The sequence below is a fragment of the Microbulbifer sp. CNSA002 genome, assembly GCF_047324085.1.
GTDB lineage: Bacteria > Pseudomonadota > Gammaproteobacteria > Pseudomonadales > Cellvibrionaceae > Microbulbifer.
The window spans coordinates 3,748,495-3,770,459 of sequence record NZ_CP172449.1 but is presented as its reverse complement, the minus strand read 5'-3'; the positions used below and the strand labels follow the sequence as shown (position 1 = coordinate 3,770,459).

Here is a 21,965-nt window from a genome sequence, read left to right as displayed (position 1 = left end):
ATAAGTTATGAGTAGTAAAACAGAATTGCCCCCCTATGTTTGCCCTTTCAAGGGTGATTTGATTGCAGGTGTCGATGAGGTTGGGCGCGGCCCCTTAGCTGGTGATGTAGTTGCCGCAGCTGTGATTCTTGATCCTAACAAGCCAATTGCCGGGCTTGCCGACTCCAAAAAGCTGACTGAAAAAAAGCGCGAGCAGTTATTTGATGAGATTTGTGAGCGAGCACTCAGTTACTCCATAGCTCGTGCAACAGTTGAGGAAATTGACCAGCTAAATATTTTGCAGGCAAGTTTACTGGCGATGCATCGTGCAGTTGCACAGCTATCCGTGCAGCCTGAATTTGTGTTGGTGGATGGCAATAAAAAACCGAACTGGGATTACCCTTGCGATACCGTTGTAAAGGGCGATGGCCGTGTCGCTGCAATTGGGGCGGCATCTATTTTGGCTAAGGTGACCCGTGATAGGGAAATGGTGGTGCTGGATTCTGAATATCCCGGTTACGGCCTTGCAGGTCATAAAGGGTATCCCACCAAGGCGCATATGGAAGCTTTACAGTTACAGGGTCCCACTCCAATACACCGCACCAGCTTTGCACCGGTAAGGCGCTTGCTAGAAGAGGTTGAGTGATTAACGGTTGTAGCGTTATTTATCGATTCGCTTGATTCTGGCCCGGGTAATCATCTTGTCTGAGACCTCCTCAATTTCCACCAGGTAATTGAGGATGTACAGGCTGATATTGCCGTCGGGGATGCTCTCCAGGTGTTCCATTGCCAGGCCGTTAAAAGTTTTTGGCCCGTCAGTGGGCAGTTCCCAGCCTAGGGTGCGATTAATATCGCGAATAGAAGTGCCGCCCTCGATCATGTACCAGCCATCCTCTATGGCGACTATCTCCTCGTCATCGCTGGGTACTGGACTTGCGGTGAAGTCGCCGACAATTTCCTCCAGCAGATCTTCCAGGGTAACGATGCCCATTACCTCTCCGTACTCATCAACTACCAGCCCCATGCGGCGCTTGGTTTTCTGGAAGTTCATCAGCAATGTGGGAAGTGGTGTTGCCTCGGGTACGAAGTAAGGCTCATCAGTGAATGAATTGAGCCGCTCTGCCGTTAAATTTTCCGGCCCGTCCCGCAGTATTTGCGCCGCTTTTCGCAGGTGAAGTATGCCTACTACTCGATTGATATCACCGCGATATACCGGGAGGCGAGTGTAGGAGCTTTCCGCTAGCTGCTGCAGGATCTCTTCGGCGCTGTTTTCCAGGTCAACGCCCATGACTTCATTGCGCGGAATCATGATGTCTTCAACGGTTGCCTGGTCCAGGTCCAGCACGTTGAGCAACATGCCTTTGTGCTTGCTGGGAAGCAGGGCGCCTGATTCGAATACAACGGTTCGGAGTTCTTCGGGGGCCAAGTGTTCCGCTTCGCTATTCGCTTTTGTTTCGACTCCCAGCATACGCGCCAGGCCGTTGGATATGCCACCAATCAACAGCACCAGGGGAGTGAGCAACCACTGCAGCGGGCGCAAAATAAATGAGGCGGGGAAAGCAATTTTTTCCGGGTGTAGAGCGGCAATAGTCTTTGGTGTGACCTCAGCAAAAATCAGTAGGGCAAGAGTTAAGACTATGGTGGTGAGTATTTCTCCGTAAATTTGCGCGAATACCGAGCCGGCGATTACGGATACAAGAACGTTAACGAGATTGTTGCCGATTAGAATTGAGCCGATCAGCTTGTCCGGGCGTGCGAGTAGCTCGGTGGCGCGCTTTGCCCCGCGGTGCCCGCTTTTGGCTTGGTGCCGCAGACGATAGCGGTTAAGCGCCATCATGCTGGTTTCGGAGCTGGAGAAGAAGGCGGATATCAGTATCAATAGGGCCAGCAAACCGAATAGCAGGCCCGTGGGCATCTCGTTCAAGGGAGAACTCTTTTTATTTCCAAGCGGAGATATTGGAACATATTGCCGACCTCCGCAAGCTTTGCAGTCGTATATTCGATTACCCGCGCTGGAGAATGACTTCCATAACCAGCTTACTACCAAAATAGGCAAGTAGTAGGGCGGCGAAAGCGCTTAAGGTCCAACGCACAGCGGTATTGCCTCTCCAGCCCAACCTCCAGTGTCCCCATAGGAGTATGGTGTAGAGAACCCAGGCGACCATAGAGAGGATGGTTTTGTGTATTGGCCCCTCTTCAAACAAATTGCCAACAAAGACGAAACCGGTCAGCAGGGAGGCGGTGAGCAGTAGTTGCCCGAAAGTGATCAGGCCAAACAGCAGTGACTCCATGCTCTGCAATGGTGGCAGAAGACGGGTGGCGCCTACCGGCCTGTGGTTGTGCAGTTGCTGGTTAAGGTAATAGAGATAGATCGCCTGAAGGGTAGCCAGGGTCAGCAACGAATAGGCAGAAATAGACAGTAGAGCATGTACCGCAATGCCGGCAGAGATCTGTTGATGTGGCGTTACGGTGCCCCAAATATGGGATGCAGCAAATTCAGTGGCGGCTCCCACTGGTGCGAAAATAAGAATAAGTAGAGTAAGTGGCCGGCCAACGGCCAGGATCAATAATAGAAAGTTAACTACCCAGGAAATCAGCGAGAGCATTGCCAGCAGGTCGAAGCGATAGCCTTCGGGTGAAAAGAGAACGTGTCCCAGGGATATTCCGTGGGTGACAAGTGCACCCGCCAAAAGGCTGAGAAGCAATTTGGAATTCGGCTGTTGTTTTTGGGCCAGAGCCGCACCTGCAACTATGGTTGTGGCCAGGTAGAGAGCGATAGCTGTCCAGTGGGCGAAAGCCGCCATGGGTAAATCCGTGTCTTCATTATTGCGTTAGGGCAGGAGTGTGTCATAGCCAGTTGAAACAAGGAAGACTTGCGATATTTCGGCTGTGGCGAGACCTGGGCTATACTGCCGCGCCTCAGAGAGGGAGTTGCAGTTTGCTCCCCCCTAATTTCGCGCCCCTCCGCACTGGGGTTGAGTCCGTAAACGGAGAGATCGAGACGAATTTATGTTCGATAACCTGAGTGACCGCTTATCGGCGGCCTTAAAGAAAGTTACCGGTAAAGCGCGCCTTACGGATGACAATATCCGCGATACTTTGCGCGAAGTGCGCAAGGCGCTGTTGGAGGCGGATGTCGCTCTGCCAGTGGTTAAGGCATTTGTTCAGCAAGTGCGCACCGCTGCGGTAGGACAGAAGGTTAGCAAGGCTCTCAACCCGGGTCAGCAGTTCGTCAAGATTGTTCAGGATGAGCTGGTTAAGGTGATGGGTGCGGCTGCAGAGCCTCTCAACCTCGCCGTGCAACCTCCGGCGGTAATCCTGATGGCGGGCCTCCAGGGTGCTGGTAAAACCACCAGTGTGGCCAAGCTGGCCAAATACCTGCAGGAGCGTGAAAAGAAAAAAGTCATGGTGGTGAGTGCGGACGTCTACCGCCCTGCCGCTATTAAACAGCTGGAGACCTTGGCCGGTGAAGTGGGGGCACAGTTTTACCCCTCTACAGCTGAGCAGAAACCGCTGGATATTGCCAAGGGTGCTGTGGACGCTGCCCGCAAACAATTTGCCGATGTGCTGATTGTGGATACTGCTGGTCGACTGCATGTGGACTCCGAGTTGATGGATGAAATCCGTGAGCTGCACAGTGAGTTGGACCCGGCGGAAACCCTGTTCGTGATCGACGCAATGATCGGTCAGGATGCGGTAAATACCGCAAGTGCCTTTAATGATGCGCTGCCGCTGACCGGTGTGATTCTCACCAAGGCCGATGGCGATGCCCGCGGTGGTGCCGCTCTCTCCGTGCGTCACGTCACCGGTAAGCCAATCAAGTTTATCGGTGTTGGTGAAAAGACCGACGCTCTGGAAACCTTCCACCCGGATCGTATCGCCTCCCGTATCCTGGGTATGGGTGACATTCTGTCTCTGATTGAAGAAGCAGAGCAGAAGATTGATAAAGAGAAAGCCGAAAAGCTGGTTAAGAAGGTCCAGAAGGGTAAAGGCTTTGACCTGGAAGACCTGCGCGATCAGCTGCAGCAAATGCAAAACATGGGTGGCTTTGGCTCCCTGTTGGAGAAAATGCCCGGCATGGGCGGTGTAGCGCAGGCTGCGCAACAGGCCGATATGGGTAAAGAATTTAAGCGTATGGATGCCCTGATTTCCTCCATGACGCCGGCCGAACGCCGCAATCCTGACCTTCTTAACGGTTCGCGCAAGCGCCGCATCGTTGCCGGTTCAGGCACCCAGCTGCAGGACTTGAATCGCCTGCTCAAGCAGCACAAGCAGATGGGCAAGATGATGAAGAAGCTCAAAGGCGGCGGCATGGGTAAAATGATGCGCGGCCTCGGCGGCCTGCCCGGTATGGGCGGTGGTATGCCTGGCGGTATGGGCGGTATGGGCGGTATGCCCGGAGGCCTGCCACCGGGCCTCAAAAAGAAGTAGAGAACCGCGGTTCTCCGGGCGGCTTGGCGACCCTATACAAATCTGGGGTGGTACATTAGAATACGCCGCCTTTCTGCCGGCCCTACTGCCGGTACAAAGTTGTTGTGGTGACTGCTTAGTGCGGTTGCCTAGTGTTGAACCTATAGGAAAGTTACATGGTAACCATTCGTTTGGCCCGTGGTGGTGCTAAAAAGCGCCCGTTTTATCATCTGACCGTTACCGACAGCCGCAAATCTCGCGACGGTCGTTTTATTGAGCGTGTTGGTTTCTTCAACCCGGTTGCCCGTGGTCAGGAAGAGCGTCTGCGTGTTGATCGCGAGCGTGTTGATTTCTGGCTGGGTCGTGGCGCGCAGGTTTCTGACCGCGTCGGCAAGCTTCTGAAAGAATCTGCTTAATTTGCGCGTAAGTGGTGCTCCTGTGACAGATAACGGAAAACCTTCCGAAGAGTTGGTCACGGTTGGGCGCGTTACTACCGTTTATGGTGTGCGCGGCTGGGTCAAGGTTCACTCCTATACCGAGCCGATGGACAACATCCTGCAGTTCCCTAATTGGCGCTTGCAGGGGCCGAAAGGTTGGGAAGCTCTCGAAATTGACGCTGGTAAGCGTCACGGCAAGGGCTTGATTGTACATGTGAAAGGCATTGATGACCGCGATTTGGCGGCTCGACTTTGCCAGCGCGATATTGCTGTAGCTCGTGAACTGATGCCCGAGCTTGAGCATGGTGAGTATTACTGGCACCAGCTCGAGGGGTTAAAGGTTGTCAGCCATTTCGATGGCGAAGATCACGACTTTGGTACCGTCGCTCGCATGATGGAAACTGGCGCCAACGATGTAATGGTGGTGCGCGGTGGAGCGGATAAGCGCGAGCGCTTGATTCCCTATCTACCTGATCAGTTTATTACCAATATTGACCTGGAAGTCGGTGTAATAACCGTCGACTGGGACCCGGCTTTTTAAGGCGTAGGAGCGATGACAAAACGAATCGCTCTGGTAAGCATTTTTCCGGAGATGTTTGCCGCATTGACCGAGTATGGCGTCAGTGGACGGGCTGTGAAAGATGGCCTTTTAGAAGTTCGCTGTTGGAATCCTCGGGACTTTACCAGTGACAGGCACCGGACTGTGGACGATCGCCCTTACGGCGGCGGACCGGGAATGGTGATGTTAGCTGAGCCCCTTTACCAGGCTCTCGAGGCTGCTCGAGCTTGGGCTGGTGAAGATGGTGAATCTGTACGCAGTATCTACATGTCTCCCCAGGGTCGACAGCTCGATCAGGGTGGAGTGGAGCAGCTGTCTGCAGCTGGCAACCTGGTGTTGTTGGCGGGGCGCTACGAAGGTGTGGATGAGCGTATCGTCGAATCTATGATCGACGAGGAGTGGTCCATTGGTGACTATGTCCTCAGCGGTGGCGAACTGGCTGCTATGGTGATGGTGGATGCTATTACCCGCTTGATTCCCGGCGCACTTGGACACAACCAATCGGCGGTTGAGGACTCTTTCTCCTCTGGCCTGCTGGACTGCCCACACTACACCCGACCGGAACAATATCGGGGAGTAGCGGTACCGGAAGTTTTGCTTTCCGGCAACCATGAAAGAATACGCCGCTGGCGCCTGAAGCAGGCATTGGCGCGCACGCAACAGCGACGCCCGGACTTATTGCAAGGGTTGGAGCTGAGCGATGAGCAGAAGTTGTTGCTGGATGAGATCCAGCGGGAACAGAAGCTCGAAGAAAATTGAGGCCGAATTCGCCGGGAGGCGCGAGTAGTTCGGTGAACTAGCTGAGAAGCTACACAATCTGTATTTGGGAGCGATCCAAATGACTAACAAAATTATCCAGCAGCTGGAGCAGGAACAGCTGAAGAGCGAAGTACCTCCCTTCGCACCGGGCGACACTGTAATCGTTCAGGTAAAAGTAAAAGAGGGCAACCGTGAGCGTCTGCAGGCGTTCGAAGGCGTGGTTATCGGTAAGCGCAACCGTGGTCTGAACTCCTCCTTCACCGTGCGTAAAATTTCCCACGGTGTTGGCGTTGAGCGTACTTTCCAGACTCACAGCCCGATGGTTGACAGCCTCAAGGTTAAGCGTCGCGGTGACGTGCGTCAGGCCAAGCTGTACTACCTCCGCAGCCTGACTGGTAAAGCTGCACGTATCAAAGAGAAGCTCAACTAAGCTCTCCTTGATCGCAGAAAAAGGCCGAAGCGTACGCTTCGGCCTTTTTTGTATGTGGGTTACGAGCAGCATATTTGGTGCCCCTGATTGGGTCTGCTTGCCTTAACTGACATAAATGGACACGGGCTTGCCCTGGCGCGGGGATACAGTCAATTTCGCTAAAGCGCTCACGTCTTGCGGTGTTTTGCGTAGTCCAAGGTGACTGGATATGTTAAAACGTGCCAATTAGGTTCGCAGCGGCAAAGAGCTGCCATACTGGCTGGAACTGAAGGCCGATGATTAAGTCGAAGCCCAATGAGAATTTAAGGAGCAATTGGTAATGACGCTTATCAAGAAGCCGCTGGCAATCGCTGGCGCGCTACTCAGTCTGGTGGGCTCTGCAGCGATGGCAGAAGTCGATACCAACGTTGTAAAAACCATCAAGACACGCCTTGAGGCGAGTAATCCCAAAGCAACCTATGGAGAGGTACGGGAGAGTCCAATTGAAGGGCTTTACGAAGTGGATGTCGATGACGGCAACACGACCCTGTTCGTCTCTGCTGATGGCAATCACTTTGTTTACGGCGATCTCTACCAGGTGAAGGCTGGCGGTGTTGCCAACCTTTCCGAGCAGCGTAGAGCGACGCGCCGCGCTGCGGTTATGGGCGCCCTTGATACAGAAGATATGATTGTCTTCTCCCCAAAAGGTGAAACCAAGGCAAGCGTTTATGTATTTACCGATGTGGACTGCGGTTACTGCCGCAAGCTGCACCAGGATGTGCCCGAGTTGAACAAGCGAGGTATCGAAGTGCGCTACCTGGCGTTCCCGCGCGGTGGTCTTAACTCCTTGGGATATCGCAAACTGGCAACTGCATGGTGTGCGGAAGATAGCAACAAGACGCTGACTGCACTTAAAAACCGTGAAAACGTGCCTTTGGATGTCTGTAAGACAAACCCGGTGGCAGCTCAATACAAGTTGGGCAACGAGGCTATCGATGTGCGCGGTACGCCGACTATCGTGATGGAAGATGGTCGGGTTGTTCCCGGTTACTTACCACCGGATCGCCTGCTTAAAGAGCTGGGAATTTAAGCCCGGCTGATAGCTAAAAAACCGGCAGCCGAGAGGCCGCCGGTTTTTGTTTTTAAGCAGGATTTTTAATTTCTACTTTTCTCGGCTGGGTCATATTCTCCGGCGCGAGGATATCGTTCAGTTCCTCCTCACTCAGTAACCCCTCATCAAGGATTAGCTGTTTCACACTGGCACCGGTAATTAGCGCCTGCTTGGCGATGCGGGTGGCATTTTCATAGCCAATAAACGGGTTTACCGCAGTAATCAGGCCGATGCTGTTCTCAACCAGTTGCAGGCAGTGCTCTTCGTTGGCAGTGATGCCGCTTACACAGCGATCCGCAAGCGTGGTCATGGCTTGGGTCATCAGGCGCATGGACTGTAGCAGGTTAAAGGCGATCACTGGCTCCATTACATTGAGCTGCAACTGACCGGATTCAGCAGCCAGGGTAATCGTGAGGTCGTTGCCGATCACCTGGTAGGCAACCTGGTTAACCACTTCGGGAATAACCGGGTTGACCTTGCCGGGCATAATGGATGAGCCGGGTTGCATCGGCGGCAGGTTAATTTCATTTAGGCCAGCGCGAGGGCCGCTGGAAATCAGGCGTAAATCGCTGCAAATTTTCGAGATCTTAACGGCGATGCGTTTCATGACGCCGGAGAACATCACGAAGGCGCCCATGTCGGAGGTGGCTTCCACCAGGTTTTCTGCGCAGATAAAATCGATGCCGGAAATTTCTGACAGCGCGTTAACAACCAGCTGGCGATATTCCGGGTCGGTATTAATGCCGGTGCCGATCGCGGTACCACCCATATTGATCTCTTTGAATAGGGCGACCAGCTCCTTAACTCTGTCGACATCTTCGCGCACAGTGGCGGCGAAGGCGGCAAACTCCTGGCCCAGGGTCATAGGTACCGCATCTTGCAGCTGGGTGCGCCCCATTTTAATTACTGAGGCAAACTCTTTGGCCTTCTTGTCGAACTCAACGCACAAGCTCTCCATGGACTGAACCAGATCGCTGTAGCTGAGCAGAATGGCCAGGTTTATCGAGGTTGGATAAACATCATTGGTAGATTGCGACAGGTTTACATGGTTGTTGGGGTGTACTTTTTTGTACTCGGCTTTGTTGTGACCGAGTAATTCTAGCGCGCGGTTGGCAATCACCTCATTGGCATTCATATTGGTAGAAGTGCCGGCGCCGCCCTGAATCATATCTACCAAAAATTGATCGTGCAGTTTGCCATCGATAATCTCGTCACAGGCGGTGGCAATGGCATCTTGCAGTTTGGGTTCGAGGTAGCCGAGCTGTCCATTGGCGCTGGAGGCAGCTTTTTTAACCATCGCCAGTGCTTTTACCAGATTGGGGAAGTGATTCAGGGTAATTCCGGTAATCTGGAAATTTTCCAAAGCGCGCAAAGTTTGAATACCAAAATAGACATCTGCAGGTACTTCGCGCTCACCCAATAAGTCTTTCTCCAAGCGGGTTTCTGCTCCTGCACTAAAAACCGGCATTGGTTTGAGGGTGTGGAAATCGTTGGTCATCAGTTTCTCTTCTCTTCATCGTATGGGCCTGTGTGGGGTGGGGTAATATCCCCACCTCCCGCAAGCCTCGTGTTGGGGTAATTTAGTAATTAATTGGGAAGTATTTTTAGAGTGGTGTCGCAAAGAAACTCTGCGGCCCCTCTGTAGAGGTTGCGCGAATATTCTCGCGGATGTTTTTGTTGATCTCTTCGGACTCAGGACCAAAAACACCACATAATTTCAGTGCGTTTTTAATGCTGATGTTGCGACCGAGAGATTCGAGAACTACTTTTGTGCAGACTGGCTCACGCCTGTCACTGGCGGATGCTCCCAGTTTTAATCCGGATAAATAGCTGACTCGGCTTTTATAGGTAGGGTATAAAATAGTTTGTGCGATTTCATTGTGAGTCAGTGATTCATAGCCAACCAAAAAAATACGATCGGCAAGAAAGAGCAGCATGCCTTTATAGCGGGATTTATACCACTCATCCCTGTCTGGGTAGCGCATTCGTTCGAAGCGCTGAAAATAATATCCATCACCATCCGACTCAATATGCAGCAGGCTGCGAATAATATGGTCGGAGAAGGTCATGGAGTAGTGGTACTCGAAATAGAAGCCTAAATATTTATCAGCCCGCCCCTGGGACTCCCGCATCAGAATATCAATATCGCGATTGTAGGGCCTGGCGGGGAGGCTGTCGGAGACGGGTGCGCTGCGCACGCGAACAATTTGGCTGAATTGCTCGTGGGGCATCACGATTTCATGGGGCTCTACGCCAAAAAAATGACATATCTTTCCCAGGGTATATTGGGAGGGTTGAGTGTTACCGTTGAGATATTTATTGAACTGGGCACGATTCACCCCAATTCGCCGGCACACCTCGGCTATGGATGGGTAGAAGCTGCACAGAAGGCGGAGGTTTTGCGAAAAATCGTTGCTCATCGGTATTTTGCTTCTGGATAGAGGTTATCCCTTCAATCCCTGTTACTCGCTCGGTCCTTTTTTAAAGGCGAAGCCATATGGCTTCGCCAATAGTTCCAGTTTCTATCAGTTGGGGTGGTTGCACTCACCGCACAGCGGGCGCTGTAAAAGGGTTTTAATTTCCATATCGGAATAGCCCATTGCCAACAGGTGGTTGAGTTTTACAAAACAGGCTTCGCTGGTCATATCCAGACCACCTATAACACCTGCATCAAGCAGTGCGGAGCCCGCAGCGTATTTACCCAGATCCACCTGGTGCTCCAAACACTGGGACACTGCTACACAAATAGTGCCGAGCTTTGAGGCCTTCTCAAGCTGCTCGGTAAATGCGCTGTCGTTAGTCGGTGCATTGCCGGTGCCGTATGTTTCAATAATCAGGCCCTTGGGGCGGCTCTCTAAAATTTTTTCAATCAGTGAGGGAGATATACCGGGGAATAGTTTCAGTAAAATCACCCCGCCATTGGCATCGGCGGGAATCTGAAACTGCGGTTCACCGGTGGGCACCAGCAGGGCGTTGTGGTCGATATTGACCTGGATACCCACTTCCCCGAGGCAGGGATAATTGGGGCTGCTAAAAGCATCCAGTGAGCCAGAGCTGACCTTTACTGCACGGTTGCCGCGTAGAAGTTTGCCGTTGAAGTAGAGGCAGACCTCCCTGATATCGTCGGACCCGCTTAATAATAGCGCCGCAATTAAGTTGTTATAGGCGTCGCTACGCATCTCCCGCAAGGGAATCTGGGAACCGGTGACGACCACGGGCTTTTCTATGCCTTGCAGGGCAAAGGACAGTGCTGAGGCGGTGTAGGCCATGGTGTCGGTGCCGTGCAACACCAAAAAGCCTGAGTACTGGCTATAGTTGTCGCGTATCAGGCTGGCAATGTGATACCAGTCCTTTGGTCGCATATTGGCGCTATCCAGCAGTGGGTCGAGTGCCTGGAAATCGTATTGTGGAAGCTGGCCGATAACATCTTGTAAGAGGCGGCCCAGAGCGCCTTCCAGGTCGGCGTCAGGCACATAGCCCGATTCGCTTCGGCGCATTCCCAGGGTTCCGCCTGTATAAAGGATTAGGGTTTTCTTCATTACTCGACCACTATCTGAGTCCGGATTCAGTACGCCCCTATTTTGTGCAAAGGCGCGGTGGATGCAATTTCGCAGGTTGCTGTTACCTGATGCTAGTAGATGCCTCTATAGCATCTACTGAGGACGCTGTTGGTTTCAAGAGGTGATTTTGGGTGACAAAAGTTTCGACTCTACTCTAGCCGGAAGCGGTGCCTTTATGGCGCAATTATATTGACTTTTTTACGTTCCGCTCGGTAAGGTTGATGATCTTTTGTCAATTTTATTTGCATTTATTGCGCGGCTTCCTGTGGTGGCACTTTCTATGTAATCGGGGGTAGATCCCGGTCTGGTTCGGTGCCCCTATAGTTGCGCGGAGGAACATTGTGAGCGCAACAGTGGAAGAGACTGCGGAGGCGGAGGCTCAGGTGGTTGTAAAAAAGGCACCCCGTGCCGTGCGGATCGGTATCTGTGGTCTGGGTACTGTCGGCAGTGGAACGGTGAATGTATTGGCGCGCAATGGGCGGGAAATTGCAGCCCGTTGCGGTCGCGCCCTGGTCATTGAGCAAATAGGTGCGCGCCGCGATAACGCACACTGTGATACCAGCCAGATAAACGTTACCCGGGAAATTTTCGATGTCGCCAATAATCCCAACGTGGATATTTTGGTGGAGCTTATCGGTGGTACTACGGTAGCCAAGGAGCTGGTGCGCACAGCGATTGAAAATGGCAAGCATGTTGTCACCGCTAACAAGGCGTTGATTGCCGAACACGGCAATGAGCTGTTTGAGCTGGCCGCAAAGCACAATGTCACCATTGCCTATGAGGCGGCGGTAGCTGGCGGTATTCCTATTATTAAATCCCTGCGCGAAGGATTGGTGGGCAACCAGGTGCAGTGGCTCGCCGGAATTATTAATGGCACCGGCAATTACATCCTCACTGAGATGCGGGAAAAAGGGCGCAGTTTCGATGAAGCTCTGGCCCAGGCCCAAGCTTTAGGATATGCGGAAGCGGACCCCACTTTTGATGTGGAAGGTATCGATGCTGCTCACAAGCTGGTGATTATGGCTTCCCTGGCATTTGCTATGCCGCTCGCTTTTGACAAGGTGTACACCGAAGGCATCAGCCGGATCTGTAGTGAAGATATTCGCTACGCCGATGAGCTGGGATACCGTATCAAGCATCTGGGGATTGCGCGTCGCACTGACAAGGGCGTGGAGTTGCGGGTGCACCCGACTTTAATCCCCCAGCGCCGCCTGATCGCCAACGTAAACGGCGTTATGAATGCGGTGCTGGTCAGCGGCGATGCTGTGGGACCAACCCTGTATTACGGCGCTGGTGCGGGCGATGAAGCCACGGCATCGGCAGTGATCGCCGATCTTGTTGATGTGGCCCGCACTCTTGAGGCCAAGCCGGAGCACAGAGTGCCGGCAGCGGGTGTCGCCCTTGCGAGCCAAGGGGGAACCCAGGTTCTGCCGGAAGAAGATGTTATTACCAGTTATTACCTGCGTATCGCCGCCCACGACAAGCCCGGTGTTATGTCTCAGGTGGCCACCATTTGCAGTGATCAGGGCATCAGCATCGAGGCTCTGATCCAGCACGAACCGGTTGAAGGTGAAGCACTTGTCCCGGTGGTGATTTTGACCAGTCGAGCTGATGAAGCCAGCCTCCGCCAAGCGGTTGCACAAATAGAGGCTTTGGAAACGGTCGAAGGTGAAGTCGTCAGGATTCGTGTCGAGAGCCTCGGATAAACCCCGCGGGCGCCGAGTGACATAACCCCGGGCTCGGTGCTCCAATCAATTAACTCCCCAGCCAGCGATAAGAGCCAAGAAATACTGTGAAATTTGTCAGCACACGCGGCAGCGCGCCGTCTCTCTCCTTCGCCGATACCGTACTAACAGGCCTTGCCAGCGATGGAGGCCTCTATGTTCCCGAGAATTTGCCGAAGTTTTCTCGCGAGGAAATTGCCTCTATGGCGGGGCTTGATTACGAGCAGCTGGCCTTTCGCATTATCCAGCCGTTTGTGGGGGATGATCTCAGTGATGAAGAGCTGAGCGGTATTATCGGACGCTCCTACAAGCACTTCCGCCACAAGGCTATTGCCCCGCTGGTGCAGACGGACACCAATGAGTGGGTGCTCGAGTTGTTTCACGGGCCCACCCTGGCATTCAAAGATTTTGCCTTGCAGTTCCTCGGCCAGCTCTTTGATCACCTGCTGAAAAAGCGCGGTGAAAGAGTGGTGGTTATGGGAGCAACTTCTGGGGATACCGGTTCGGCTGCGATCGAAGGTTGCCGCCACTGCGACAATATCGATATTTTTATTCTGCACCCCCATAACCGTGTATCTGAAGTCCAGCGACGCCAGATGACCACAGTGCAGTCGGACAACGTATTTAATATCGCTCTCGAAGGTAATTTCGACGATTGCCAGAATATGGTGAAAGCGAGTTTTGCCGATCAATCATTCCTGCCCGATGGACGCCGCCTGGTAGCGGTTAATTCCATTAACTGGGCGCGGATTATGGCGCAGATCGTCTATTACTTTTATGCCGCCCTGCGCCTGGGAGCACCAGATAAAACAGTTAATTTCTCCGTACCCACCGGTAATTTTGGCGATATTTTTGCCGGTTACCTGGCGAGGCAGATGGGATTGCCTATCGACCAATTGGTAATTGCGACCAATGCCAACGATATTCTGCATCGCTGCATCAGCGGCAATGACCACACTCCCAAACCACTGGTGCATAGCTTATCTCCCAGTATGGATATTATGGTGTCGAGCAACTTTGAGCGATTGCTGTTTGACCTCTACGGTCGCGATGGTGCGACGGTTGCCGAATTGCTCGCGGATCGCAGCCAGCCCATGCACTTGAGTGAATCTGCCCTGGGCAAAGCGAGAGAGGTTTTCTCCTCCTGTCGGGTGGATGACAAGCGCACGGTTGAGGTGATTGGTGAGACCTTTGCCTCTAGCGAGTACTTGCTCGACCCTCATACAGCTATTGGTGTAGAAGCCGCTCGTCAGGTCCATTGCCCCGCTGAGCAACCCATGGTTTGCTTATCTACCGCACACCCGGCAAAATTCCCCGATGCCGTGGCCCAAGCTCTGCCAGAAAAGGAGATTCCCTTGCCGAGTCATATGCAGGATCTCTGGCAGCGGGAGGAGCGCTTCAAGGTATTGCCCAATAACTTGTCCCAAGTACATGACTATATGGCGACGATGCTGTCAGAAGGCAGTTAATCGGCGCACTGTCGTGAAATAAGCGGCAGCCGATTAGCTATTTGTTTGCTGAGAAACACATTGAGTACAAAAATTCAGCGGCGGCCAGTGGATTTGTCTACTGGCCGTTTTGCTTCTGAAACACCAAAAATATTGCAGCGTGTCCTATTGGGGCGGGGGATTGTCAGCGAAGAAGCGCTGGATCACAGCCTCTCTCAATTACAGAGCCCGCAGAGTATGCGAGGGCTGGAGGCTGCCGTTGCCTTGCTGGTGGATGCTATCCACGGGCAAAAGAAAATCCTTATCGTGGGGGACTTCGATGCGGATGGAGCCACCAGTAGCACCTTGGGGGTGTTGGCCCTGGGTGCAATGGGCGCGCCGGGAGTGGAGTACCTGGTGCCGAATCGCTTTGACTTCGGTTATGGCCTCACTCCAGAAATTGTCGAGGTAGCCAAAGATTATCAGCCCGATCTGCTGATCACCGTAGATAACGGTATAAGCAGTATCGAGGGCGTGGCAGCGGCAAAAGCCGCTGGTATGAAAGTGATTGTGACGGATCACCACCTGCCCGGCAGTGAGCTGCCGCAGGCGGATGCCATCGTAAACCCGAACCAGCCGGACTGTGACTTTCCCAGCAAGAATCTCGCTGGAGTGGGGGTGATCTTTTATCTGCTCAGCCGTTTGCGCACGGCCCTACAGCAGAGTGGGTGGTTTGAGCAGAGCAGTATCGCCCCGCCCAATATGGCTGAATACCTGGATTTGGTCGCCTTGGGTACTGTGGCCGACCTGGTCCCACTGGATCATAACAACCGGATTCTGGTTCACCAGGGCATTGCCCGTATCCGCGCCGGCCGCTGCCGGCCCGGAATTGCCGCCCTGATGGAGGTTGCCGGGCGCGACCAGCGCAGGCTCTCCACCACAGATATTGGTTTTATTTTGGGGCCGCGAATTAATGCGGCTGGCCGTCTCGACGATATCGGCACCGGTATCCGCTGCCTGCTTACCCGCGATCCCAGTGAAGCGCGGGAGCTGGCCGGCGAGCTGGACGCCCTGAACCGGGATCGCAAAGCGATCGAGCAGGGGATGCAGCGGGAGGCAATGGAGGCCCTGGATGAGTTGCGCCTGGAGGGCGAAATTCCCTGGAGTTTATGTCTGTACGATGCCAACTGGCATCAAGGTGTTGTAGGTATTTTGGCCAGCCGCATCAAAGAGAAATTCCACCGCCCGGTGATCGCATTTGCTGAGGGTGATAACGGCCTGGTGAAGGGCTCTGCGCGTTCGATTCCCGGGCTGCATATTCGCGATGCCCTGAGTGACGTAGCCGCCTCTCATCCGGACCTGATCAGCAAGTTCGGTGGCCACGCCATGGCGGCGGGGTTGAGCTTACCCCTGGAAAACCTGGAGGCTTTCCGCAAGGCTTTTGAGCAGGTGGTGCGCAACCGCCTGAATGAAAACCAGCTGCACGCGGTTATCGACTCTGATGGTGAGTTGGAATCTGGAGATTACACTTTGCACACGGCAGCCATGTTGCGCGCCTGTGCGCCCTGGGGACAGGCGTTTCCAGAGCCGGTATTCGACGGTGAATTCCTGTTGCTGCAACAGCGCATTGTCGGCGAGCGCCATTTAAAAATGGTGGTGGCGCCGCCTCAGGCGCCGCAATTAGCGCTGGATGCTATTGCTTTTAATGTGGACACCGAGCAGTGGCCGCAGCCCACGGAAAGAGTGCGCTTGGCTTTTAAGCTCGATGTTAATGAATTTCGCGGGCGGGAATCCTTGCAATTAATGGTGAGCCTATTAGAAGCGGTATAGGGCGCACTTTGTATTTGGCTGTTGGGAAAACACGGAGTTTTTCCCAACAGCTCCCAAGTTGTTTGGAAGTTAAAAGTAGTGAAGCGTAAACAAGTCCAGGCCGAAGTCCTGTTGTTATTAGCCGCTCTTTTCTGGGGCGTTGCCTTTGTACCGCAAAAAATTGCCATGGCGGATATTGAGCCGCTGGCATTTAACGCATGGCGTTTTATTCTTGGCGGTTTAATTTTGATCCCCATCGTTTACTGGTTGTCCTCCCGTCGCGATGCCCAGCCCGGTGAGGCTGATGGGCAATCAGTGAATCACACTTGGCGCGCCTGCCTTCCAGGTGGTGCACTGTTGGGTTTTTGGTTGTTCCTCGGTGCAGCATTGCAGCAGGTGAGTTTGCTGTATACCACTGCCGGCCGCGCCGGATTTATTACCGGTTTCTATTTGCTTCTGGTGCCGGTAATCGGTTTGTCCCTGGGGCATAAAACCAATCGCTGGACCTGGATGGGAATTGGTCTCGCTTTGTTCGGTCTCTATTGGTTGGCGGACTTCAGTGAAGAATCCCAGCTGGTGGGCGACTTAATGGTATTTGCCAGCGCCTTTGTTTTTGCCATTCAGGTGTTGACGGCGGATCGATTGGTAAAACGCTACGATGCCCTGCGGCTGGCCTGTATCCAGTTCCTGGTGTGTGGCTTTTTGTCCGCCGTAGCCTCGTTATTTACCGAAGAGGCGACACTGCAATCGGCGATCGATGCGGCTTGGCCTATCGCCTATATGATGATTTTCTCCACGGCACTGGCGTTTACTTTCCAGCTCCTGGCCCAACGCTATGCTGCGCCTTCTCACGCTACCGTAATTATGAGCCTGGAGGCAGTTTTTGCCCTGGCGGCGGGCTGGCTATTCCTCAATGAAATGCTCAATACCACGGAGTTAATTGGTTGTGGTTTGATGCTGGCGGGGATGCTGGTCAGCCATTACGGCAACCACAGCGGTACTCACCACTAATATCTTTCGGCCCGGGAAATAGCCCGGGTTGGCGCTTTTTATTTGAGTTTTCCACACACTGCGCGTATTTTTGCGCGCTTACAATTATAAATTGGTACGATCGCACCTTATAAGGGGGGGGAGTCTTATGCCCAAACTTTATTTTGGTCAAACTGGCCTAGCCGAAACGAATGGTGCGCAAGTTCATGTACGCTATAGCTATGGTTCAATATTTCATAATTTACCCTGTAATATGAATTTTGATGGCCAGGTTACGACTAAGTTAAACAATGCGATTCCGCTAGCCTTGCAAGCATTGAACTATGTTCATGACCGCTTCACCGGTGGACATGTGCTCTCTGATCCGGAGGGAAAATACAGCGCTGAGCGTTACTTTAAAATTTATGAATTACAAGAAGATCACTGCTGGAAAATTGCTCTTGTGATTAAGATGATGGTTGCTGGTCTTAACACTAATAGAACTGTCGTAAAGGTCTTTAGGGGGCTTAAGGGTCATCCTACAGTCAATGGATATGTGACGAGTCGAAATATTAATACTCCCAAGAAGCACAGGAATCATGCTATCCATCACTTCACAAAAAAAGATGGTAATCCGGCATGGAGACCTGTAAATAAAGGCGATGTGCACATGAAGGTTGCTTCTATTATGAGAAACTGCGACTACGTAAATGCTGTTTTGTTTTTACATGAAGCCAGCCACAAGTACGCTAGCACAGCTGATTTTGGTGAAAAGGGATATACTGTAAAAAATACAGGAGCTTATCGGGAGGGCGGCCTGACTACAGAGCAGGCATTGATCAATGCTGAGTCCTACGGCAAGTTTATTATGGATTACTACATCAAGCAGAACAGCTTAAATATTGCAATCTGGTAATAGCGAATCCGTAAAGTGGCCTCTGTTTCCCGCCAGCGGAGCCTGTAATCAACCTATTCAATCAAATTATCATTTCTAAAATACTGCGTTATTCTCACTTCTCCAGCAGCAACGGGCGCAAAATAATTGTATTTCCGGTATCCTGATATTGCCAGTTGGAGCCTCGCTGGCGCTATCTTGATTCCGATAAATATCGCTTTATGGAGAAAAGCTCAATGCTAATGAAGCCTTTGTCTTTACTGTTGGTACTGATATTCGCCGTCACAACAGCGGCTTGCGGCCAGTCGAAAGAGGAGAAAGCGATGGAGAACGAGGTTGAGAATACACCCGGTGCGGTGGAGCCCGAAGTCGCCCCCTCGCCTCCTGAGGCTACCATGAGGCCAGGGGAAATGGTGTGGATTTACCGCGGCAGTGGCAGCAAGCAGTGCGAAGGGGGTGGCATGACCCTTCAGCAGAGTCAGGCCAAGTTAAGTGACAATGGGGTGAAGGTGCAGGAGTCCCGCTGTGGAGTCCGCACCGACAGGATGTTCCCCGCCGTATGTGGCGCACCAACAGGAGATATCCTGATGCACCTGGTCGGTATGGATGCCCTGGATGCCTCAATTGAGCTGGGATATAGCCCCGCCGAGAAAGTGCAGTATCAGTTTGCTGCCTGTCGGGACAACAGTGCCTGAGTTGAAACCTTAAGTGGGGTAATCGTGAACATTTCCCAGGCCGCAGAGAATTCGGGCCTCAGTGCAAAAGCCCTGCGGCACTACGAAAATATTGGCCTGGTGGTGCCCGGCCGCTCCGCTAATGGCTATCGGGATTACTCCACTGCCGATGTCGAAACCCTCTGCTTCGTGCGCCGCGCGCGGGCCTGTGGCTTTACCACTGAGGAGGTCCGGGCGCTATTGGGGTTGAGGGATAACCCGGAGCGCCACAGCCGCGAGACCAAAGACCTGGTAAATTACAAGCTTACTCAGCTCGAAGAGCAGTTGCAGACCCTGCTGGGGATGCGTGCAACCTTGCGGGCCTTTGCCGACAGCTGCGCCGGCAATGAGTCCCCAGACTGCGCAATCCTGGAAAAGCTGTCGGGGCAGACCGCCTAGTAGAGGATTTAGCGCCATATCAGCCCCTATCTGACTGGAAGGACCCCCGCGCGCTGCGGTAGAATGCGCGCCGCTTTTTATTTTGTCCGGACACCGAAAGTTCATGGAAATCAATCCCCTCATCAATCAATTAAAAGACCTCGAAGAGCGCACCGACGTTCTTAGGGGGTATCTTTGACTACGCCAGCAAGAAAGAACGCCTTACCGAAGTAGAGCTGGAGCTGGCTGAGCCGAGCGTTTGGGACGACCCCAGCCGCGCACAGGAACTGGGGCGCGAGCGCTCCTCCCTGGAAACGGTGGTTAATACCATCGAAAACCTCGACTCCGGCATCGCCGATTGCCGCGAGCTGCTGGAAATGGCAGTCGAGGAAAATGATGAGGACTCCGTAGGGGAGGTCTCCACTGAGATCGAAGGCCTCCAGCAGCAGCTGGGGATTCTGGAATTTCGCCGTATGTTCTCTGGCGAGAATGACGAGAACAACGCCTACCTGGATATCCAGGCCGGCTCCGGTGGTACCGAGGCCCAGGACTGGGCGGAAATGATCCTGCGTATGTACCTGCGCTGGGGTGAAGCCCACGGCTTCAAGACCACCCTGGAAGAGGTTTCCGCGGGGGAAGTGGCCGGTATCAAAAGTGCCACTGTGCATTTCGCCGGCGACCACGCGTTCGGATGGCTGCGCACAGAAACCGGTGTACACCGCCTGGTGCGCAAATCGCCGTTTGATTCCGGCAACCGCCGTCACACTTCTTTCAGCTCGGTATTTGTGTCACCGGAAATCGATGACAATATCGAGATTGAAATCGACAAATCCCAGGTGCGTGAGGACACCTATCGTGCGTCCGGCGCCGGTGGTCAGCACGTGAACAAAACCGATTCTGCGGTGCGTTTGACCCATACAGAATCCGGTATCGTCGTGCAGTGCCAGAGCGAGCGCTCCCAGCACCAGAACCGCGATAAAGCCTGGAAAATGCTGCGCGCAAAAATGTACGAGCAGGAAATGCTCAAGCGCAATGCAGAGAAGCAGGCCATGGAAGACAGCAAGGCCGACATCGGTTGGGGCAGCCAGATCCGCTCCTACGTGTTGGACGACCAGCGAATCAAGGACCTGCGCACCAATGTCCAGACCAGCAACTGCCAGGCAGTACTGGACGGAGACCTGGACCAATTTATCGAAGCCAGCCTCAAAGCCGGCCTCTGATTAAAAGTCTCCACTCTCACCGCGCCCCTCGTCGATGAGGGGCAATATCAATCACAAAACTGATAGATCACCATGACTGATATCCAGCAAGACGAAAACAAACTGATCGCCGAGCGCCGCACCAAGCTTTCCGCTCTGCGCGAGAAGGGCAATGCTTTCCCCAACAGTTTTCGCCGCGAGAACCTCGCTGCCGACCTGCAAGCTGAGTTCGGCGATAAACAGAAAGAGGAGCTGGAAGAACTGGGTAAACGGGCGTGCGTAGCAGGGCGAATCCTGGCTAAACGCGGACCTTTTATGGTGATCCAGGATGTATCTGACCGCATCCAGCTATACGCCGATAAAGCGGCACAGAAAGATATTAAAGAGCGCTTCGGTGCCTGGGATATCGGCGATATCGTCGGCGTAAAAGGCACCCTGCACAAATCCGGCAAGGGCGACCTCTACGTCAACTGTGAAGAGTACAGCCTGCTGACCAAAGCGCTGCGCCCGCTGCCGGAAAAATTCCACGGCATCGCCGATCAGGAAATGCGTTATCGCCAGCGCTACGTGGACTTGATCGCCACGCCGGAAGCCCGTGAAGTGTTCCGCGTGCGCTCCAAAGTGATCGAGTACATCCGCGACTTCCTCAACGGCCAGCAGTTCATGGAAGTGGAAACGCCCATGCTGCAAGTTATTCCCGGCGGTGCCAGCGCGCGTCCGTTCGTTACCCACCACAATGCGCTGGATATCGATATGTACCTGCGTATTGCCCCGGAGCTGTACCTGAAGCGTCTGGTCGTGGGTGGTTTTGAGCGGGTTTACGAAATCAACCGCAACTTCCGCAACGAGGGCCTATCTACGCGCCACAACCCCGAATTCACCATGCTTGAGTTCTACCAGGCGTACGCGGACTACAACGACCTGATGGACCTCACCGAGAAGATGCTGCGCGGTATCTGTGAAGAGGTACTGGGCTCCACCACTGTGGAATACCAGGACAGCAGCTACGACTTCTCCAAGCCGTTCGCGCGTTTGTCTGTGTTCGACTCCATCCTGCACTACAACCCGGAACTGACTGCGGCCGATATCGACAATATCGAATCCGCCCGCGCGGTAGCCGAGAAGCTGGAAATCCCGCTGAAAGATAGCTGGGGCCTGGGTAAGGTACAGATCGAGATCTTCGAGAAGACTGTGGAGCACCGTCTCGACCAGCCGACCTTTATCACTGAGTACCCAACCGAAGTGTCTCCGTTGGCTCGCCGTAACGATGACAACCCGTTTGTTACCGACCGCTTTGAATTCTTCGTTGGCGGCCGCGAGATTGCCAATGGTTTCTCCGAGTTGAACGACGCGGAAGATCAGGCTGAACGCTTCAAAGCCCAGGTTGCGGAGAAAGATGCCGGTGACGACGAAGCCATGCACTACGACGCCGACTATATCCGCGCGCTGGAATACGGCCTGCCGCCCACCGCTGGTGAGGGCATCGGTATCGACCGTCTGGTAATGCTGTTTACCAACTCTCCGTCGATTCGCGACGTACTGCTGTTCCCGCATATGCGCCCTGAAGCGAACGACTAATCGCTTCTCACTGCCGGGTAGTTTTACCTGCCCGGCAGTATTTCCTCCC

Annotated in this window: 21 protein-coding genes; 16 read left to right on the top strand and 5 right to left on the bottom strand. The window is 53.5% G+C overall.

Annotated elements, in window-relative coordinates:
• Positions 1-7 precede the first annotated feature (7 nt).
• Entirely contained in the window at positions 8-625 is a 618-nt protein-coding gene (gene rnhB, locus ACG1BZ_RS16680; protein WP_282933664.1) for a ribonuclease HII, read from the top strand.
• A 15-nt stretch (positions 626-640) separates the two neighbouring features.
• Here the strand turns inward: rnhB and ACG1BZ_RS16675 are convergent, their stop codons facing one another.
• Both ACG1BZ_RS16675 and ACG1BZ_RS16670 read right to left on the bottom strand, forming a co-directional pair.
• Complete coding sequence (locus ACG1BZ_RS16675) at positions 641-1,903, bottom strand: HlyC/CorC family transporter (RefSeq protein ID WP_413662809.1); 1,263 nt, start codon at positions 1,901-1,903, stop codon at positions 641-643.
• A gap of 79 nt (positions 1,904-1,982) precedes the next feature.
• Positions 1,983-2,783 carry an inner membrane protein YpjD gene (locus ACG1BZ_RS16670; protein ID WP_413662808.1) on the bottom strand — a complete coding sequence of 267 codons (801 nt, stop codon included), beginning with the start codon at positions 2,781-2,783 and terminating at the stop codon, positions 1,983-1,985.
• Between the two features lie 205 nt (positions 2,784-2,988).
• Between ACG1BZ_RS16670 and ffh the strand changes: the two genes are divergently transcribed.
• The 6 genes from ffh (at position 2,989) to ACG1BZ_RS16640 (ending at position 7,643) form a co-directional block, all read left to right on the top strand.
• The gene (gene ffh, locus ACG1BZ_RS16665) at positions 2,989-4,410 is read left to right on the top strand and encodes a signal recognition particle protein (protein WP_413662807.1); all 1,422 of its coding nucleotides are present in this window, start codon (positions 2,989-2,991) and stop codon (positions 4,408-4,410) included.
• A 155-nt stretch (positions 4,411-4,565) separates the two neighbouring features.
• The gene (rpsP, locus tag ACG1BZ_RS16660; protein WP_108733998.1) at positions 4,566-4,805 is read left to right on the top strand and encodes a 30S ribosomal protein S16; all 240 of its coding nucleotides are present in this window, start codon (positions 4,566-4,568) and stop codon (positions 4,803-4,805) included.
• Positions 4,806-4,827: 22 nt separating this feature from the next.
• Positions 4,828-5,367, top strand: a complete 540-nt coding sequence (gene rimM, locus ACG1BZ_RS16655; protein ID WP_108735295.1) for a ribosome maturation factor RimM — start codon at positions 4,828-4,830, stop codon at positions 5,365-5,367.
• Between the two features lie 12 nt (positions 5,368-5,379).
• Entirely contained in the window at positions 5,380-6,144 is a 765-nt protein-coding gene (trmD, locus tag ACG1BZ_RS16650; protein ID WP_413662806.1) for a tRNA (guanosine(37)-N1)-methyltransferase TrmD, read from the top strand.
• Between the two features lie 79 nt (positions 6,145-6,223).
• Positions 6,224-6,574 carry a 50S ribosomal protein L19 gene (gene rplS / locus ACG1BZ_RS16645; protein ID WP_353057051.1) on the top strand — a complete coding sequence of 117 codons (351 nt, stop codon included), beginning with the start codon at positions 6,224-6,226 and terminating at the stop codon, positions 6,572-6,574.
• Between the two features lie 319 nt (positions 6,575-6,893).
• Positions 6,894-7,643, top strand: a complete 750-nt coding sequence (locus ACG1BZ_RS16640; RefSeq protein WP_413662805.1) for a DsbC family protein — start codon at positions 6,894-6,896, stop codon at positions 7,641-7,643.
• A gap of 52 nt (positions 7,644-7,695) precedes the next feature.
• Here the strand turns inward: ACG1BZ_RS16640 and aspA are convergent, their stop codons facing one another.
• From aspA to ACG1BZ_RS16625, 3 genes are all read right to left on the bottom strand, one after another.
• Complete coding sequence (aspA, locus tag ACG1BZ_RS16635; RefSeq protein WP_413662804.1) at positions 7,696-9,162, bottom strand: aspartate ammonia-lyase; 1,467 nt, start codon at positions 9,160-9,162, stop codon at positions 7,696-7,698.
• Positions 9,163-9,268: 106 nt separating this feature from the next.
• A complete protein-coding gene (locus ACG1BZ_RS16630; protein ID WP_413662803.1) occupies positions 9,269-10,084 on the bottom strand; it encodes a helix-turn-helix domain-containing protein in 816 nt (271 codons plus the stop codon).
• Between the two features lie 105 nt (positions 10,085-10,189).
• Entirely contained in the window at positions 10,190-11,203 is a 1,014-nt protein-coding gene (locus ACG1BZ_RS16625; protein ID WP_413662802.1) for an asparaginase, read from the bottom strand.
• 404 nt (positions 11,204-11,607) lie between these two features.
• Between ACG1BZ_RS16625 and ACG1BZ_RS16620 the strand changes: the two genes are divergently transcribed.
• From ACG1BZ_RS16620 to lysS, 9 genes are all read left to right on the top strand, one after another.
• Entirely contained in the window at positions 11,608-12,930 is a 1,323-nt protein-coding gene (locus ACG1BZ_RS16620) for a homoserine dehydrogenase (RefSeq protein WP_413665882.1), read from the top strand.
• An 86-nt stretch (positions 12,931-13,016) separates the two neighbouring features.
• Positions 13,017-14,417 (top strand): threonine synthase, encoded by a 1,401-nt coding sequence (thrC, locus tag ACG1BZ_RS16615; RefSeq protein WP_413662801.1) that lies wholly within the window; start codon positions 13,017-13,019, stop codon positions 14,415-14,417.
• Between the two features lie 60 nt (positions 14,418-14,477).
• Positions 14,478-16,205 (top strand): single-stranded-DNA-specific exonuclease RecJ, encoded by a 1,728-nt coding sequence (gene recJ, locus ACG1BZ_RS16610; protein ID WP_413662800.1) that lies wholly within the window; start codon positions 14,478-14,480, stop codon positions 16,203-16,205.
• Positions 16,206-16,283: 78 nt separating this feature from the next.
• Complete coding sequence (locus ACG1BZ_RS16605) at positions 16,284-17,195, top strand: DMT family transporter (protein WP_413662799.1); 912 nt, start codon at positions 16,284-16,286, stop codon at positions 17,193-17,195.
• Between the two features lie 127 nt (positions 17,196-17,322).
• Positions 17,323-18,069: a hypothetical protein gene (locus ACG1BZ_RS16600; protein ID WP_413662798.1), complete on the top strand. Its 747-nt coding sequence runs from the start codon at positions 17,323-17,325 to the stop codon at positions 18,067-18,069.
• 215 nt (positions 18,070-18,284) lie between these two features.
• The gene (locus ACG1BZ_RS16595; protein WP_413662797.1) at positions 18,285-18,743 is read left to right on the top strand and encodes a hypothetical protein; all 459 of its coding nucleotides are present in this window, start codon (positions 18,285-18,287) and stop codon (positions 18,741-18,743) included.
• Between the two features lie 24 nt (positions 18,744-18,767).
• Positions 18,768-19,160 (top strand): MerR family transcriptional regulator, encoded by a 393-nt coding sequence (locus tag ACG1BZ_RS16590; RefSeq protein ID WP_413662796.1) that lies wholly within the window; start codon positions 18,768-18,770, stop codon positions 19,158-19,160.
• Between the two features lie 103 nt (positions 19,161-19,263).
• Positions 19,264-20,359, top strand: a protein-coding gene (prfB, locus tag ACG1BZ_RS16585; protein ID WP_413662795.1) for a peptide chain release factor 2 whose coding sequence is annotated in 2 segments (ribosomal slippage) — positions 19,264-19,335 and positions 19,337-20,359 — 1,095 coding nt in all. Because the reading frame shifts where the segments join, the coding sequence is not laid out codon by codon here.
• 72 nt (positions 20,360-20,431) lie between these two features.
• Positions 20,432-21,916, top strand: a complete 1,485-nt coding sequence (gene lysS / locus ACG1BZ_RS16580; protein WP_413662794.1) for a lysine--tRNA ligase — start codon at positions 20,432-20,434, stop codon at positions 21,914-21,916.
• Positions 21,917-21,965 lie beyond the last annotated feature (49 nt).

Coding starts and splice junctions, on each gene's coding strand:
- rnhB (WP_282933664.1), top strand. CDS start 8: ATGAGTAGTAAAACAGAATTGCCCCCCTATGTTTGCCCTTTCAAGGGT.
- ACG1BZ_RS16670 (WP_413662808.1), bottom strand. CDS start 2,783: ATGGCGGCTTTCGCCCACTGGACAGCTATCGCTCTCTACCTGGCCACA.
- ffh (WP_413662807.1), top strand. CDS start 2,989: ATGTTCGATAACCTGAGTGACCGCTTATCGGCGGCCTTAAAGAAAGTT.
- rpsP (WP_108733998.1), top strand. CDS start 4,566: ATGGTAACCATTCGTTTGGCCCGTGGTGGTGCTAAAAAGCGCCCGTTT.
- trmD (WP_413662806.1), top strand. CDS start 5,380: ATGACAAAACGAATCGCTCTGGTAAGCATTTTTCCGGAGATGTTTGCC.
- rplS (WP_353057051.1), top strand. CDS start 6,224: ATGACTAACAAAATTATCCAGCAGCTGGAGCAGGAACAGCTGAAGAGC.
- ACG1BZ_RS16640 (WP_413662805.1), top strand. CDS start 6,894: ATGACGCTTATCAAGAAGCCGCTGGCAATCGCTGGCGCGCTACTCAGT.
- aspA (WP_413662804.1), bottom strand. CDS start 9,162: ATGACCAACGATTTCCACACCCTCAAACCAATGCCGGTTTTTAGTGCA.
- ACG1BZ_RS16630 (WP_413662803.1), bottom strand. CDS start 10,084: ATGAGCAACGATTTTTCGCAAAACCTCCGCCTTCTGTGCAGCTTCTAC.
- ACG1BZ_RS16625 (WP_413662802.1), bottom strand. CDS start 11,203: ATGAAGAAAACCCTAATCCTTTATACAGGCGGAACCCTGGGAATGCGC.
- ACG1BZ_RS16600 (WP_413662798.1), top strand. CDS start 17,323: ATGCCCAAACTTTATTTTGGTCAAACTGGCCTAGCCGAAACGAATGGT.
- ACG1BZ_RS16595 (WP_413662797.1), top strand. CDS start 18,285: ATGCTAATGAAGCCTTTGTCTTTACTGTTGGTACTGATATTCGCCGTC.
- lysS (WP_413662794.1), top strand. CDS start 20,432: ATGACTGATATCCAGCAAGACGAAAACAAACTGATCGCCGAGCGCCGC.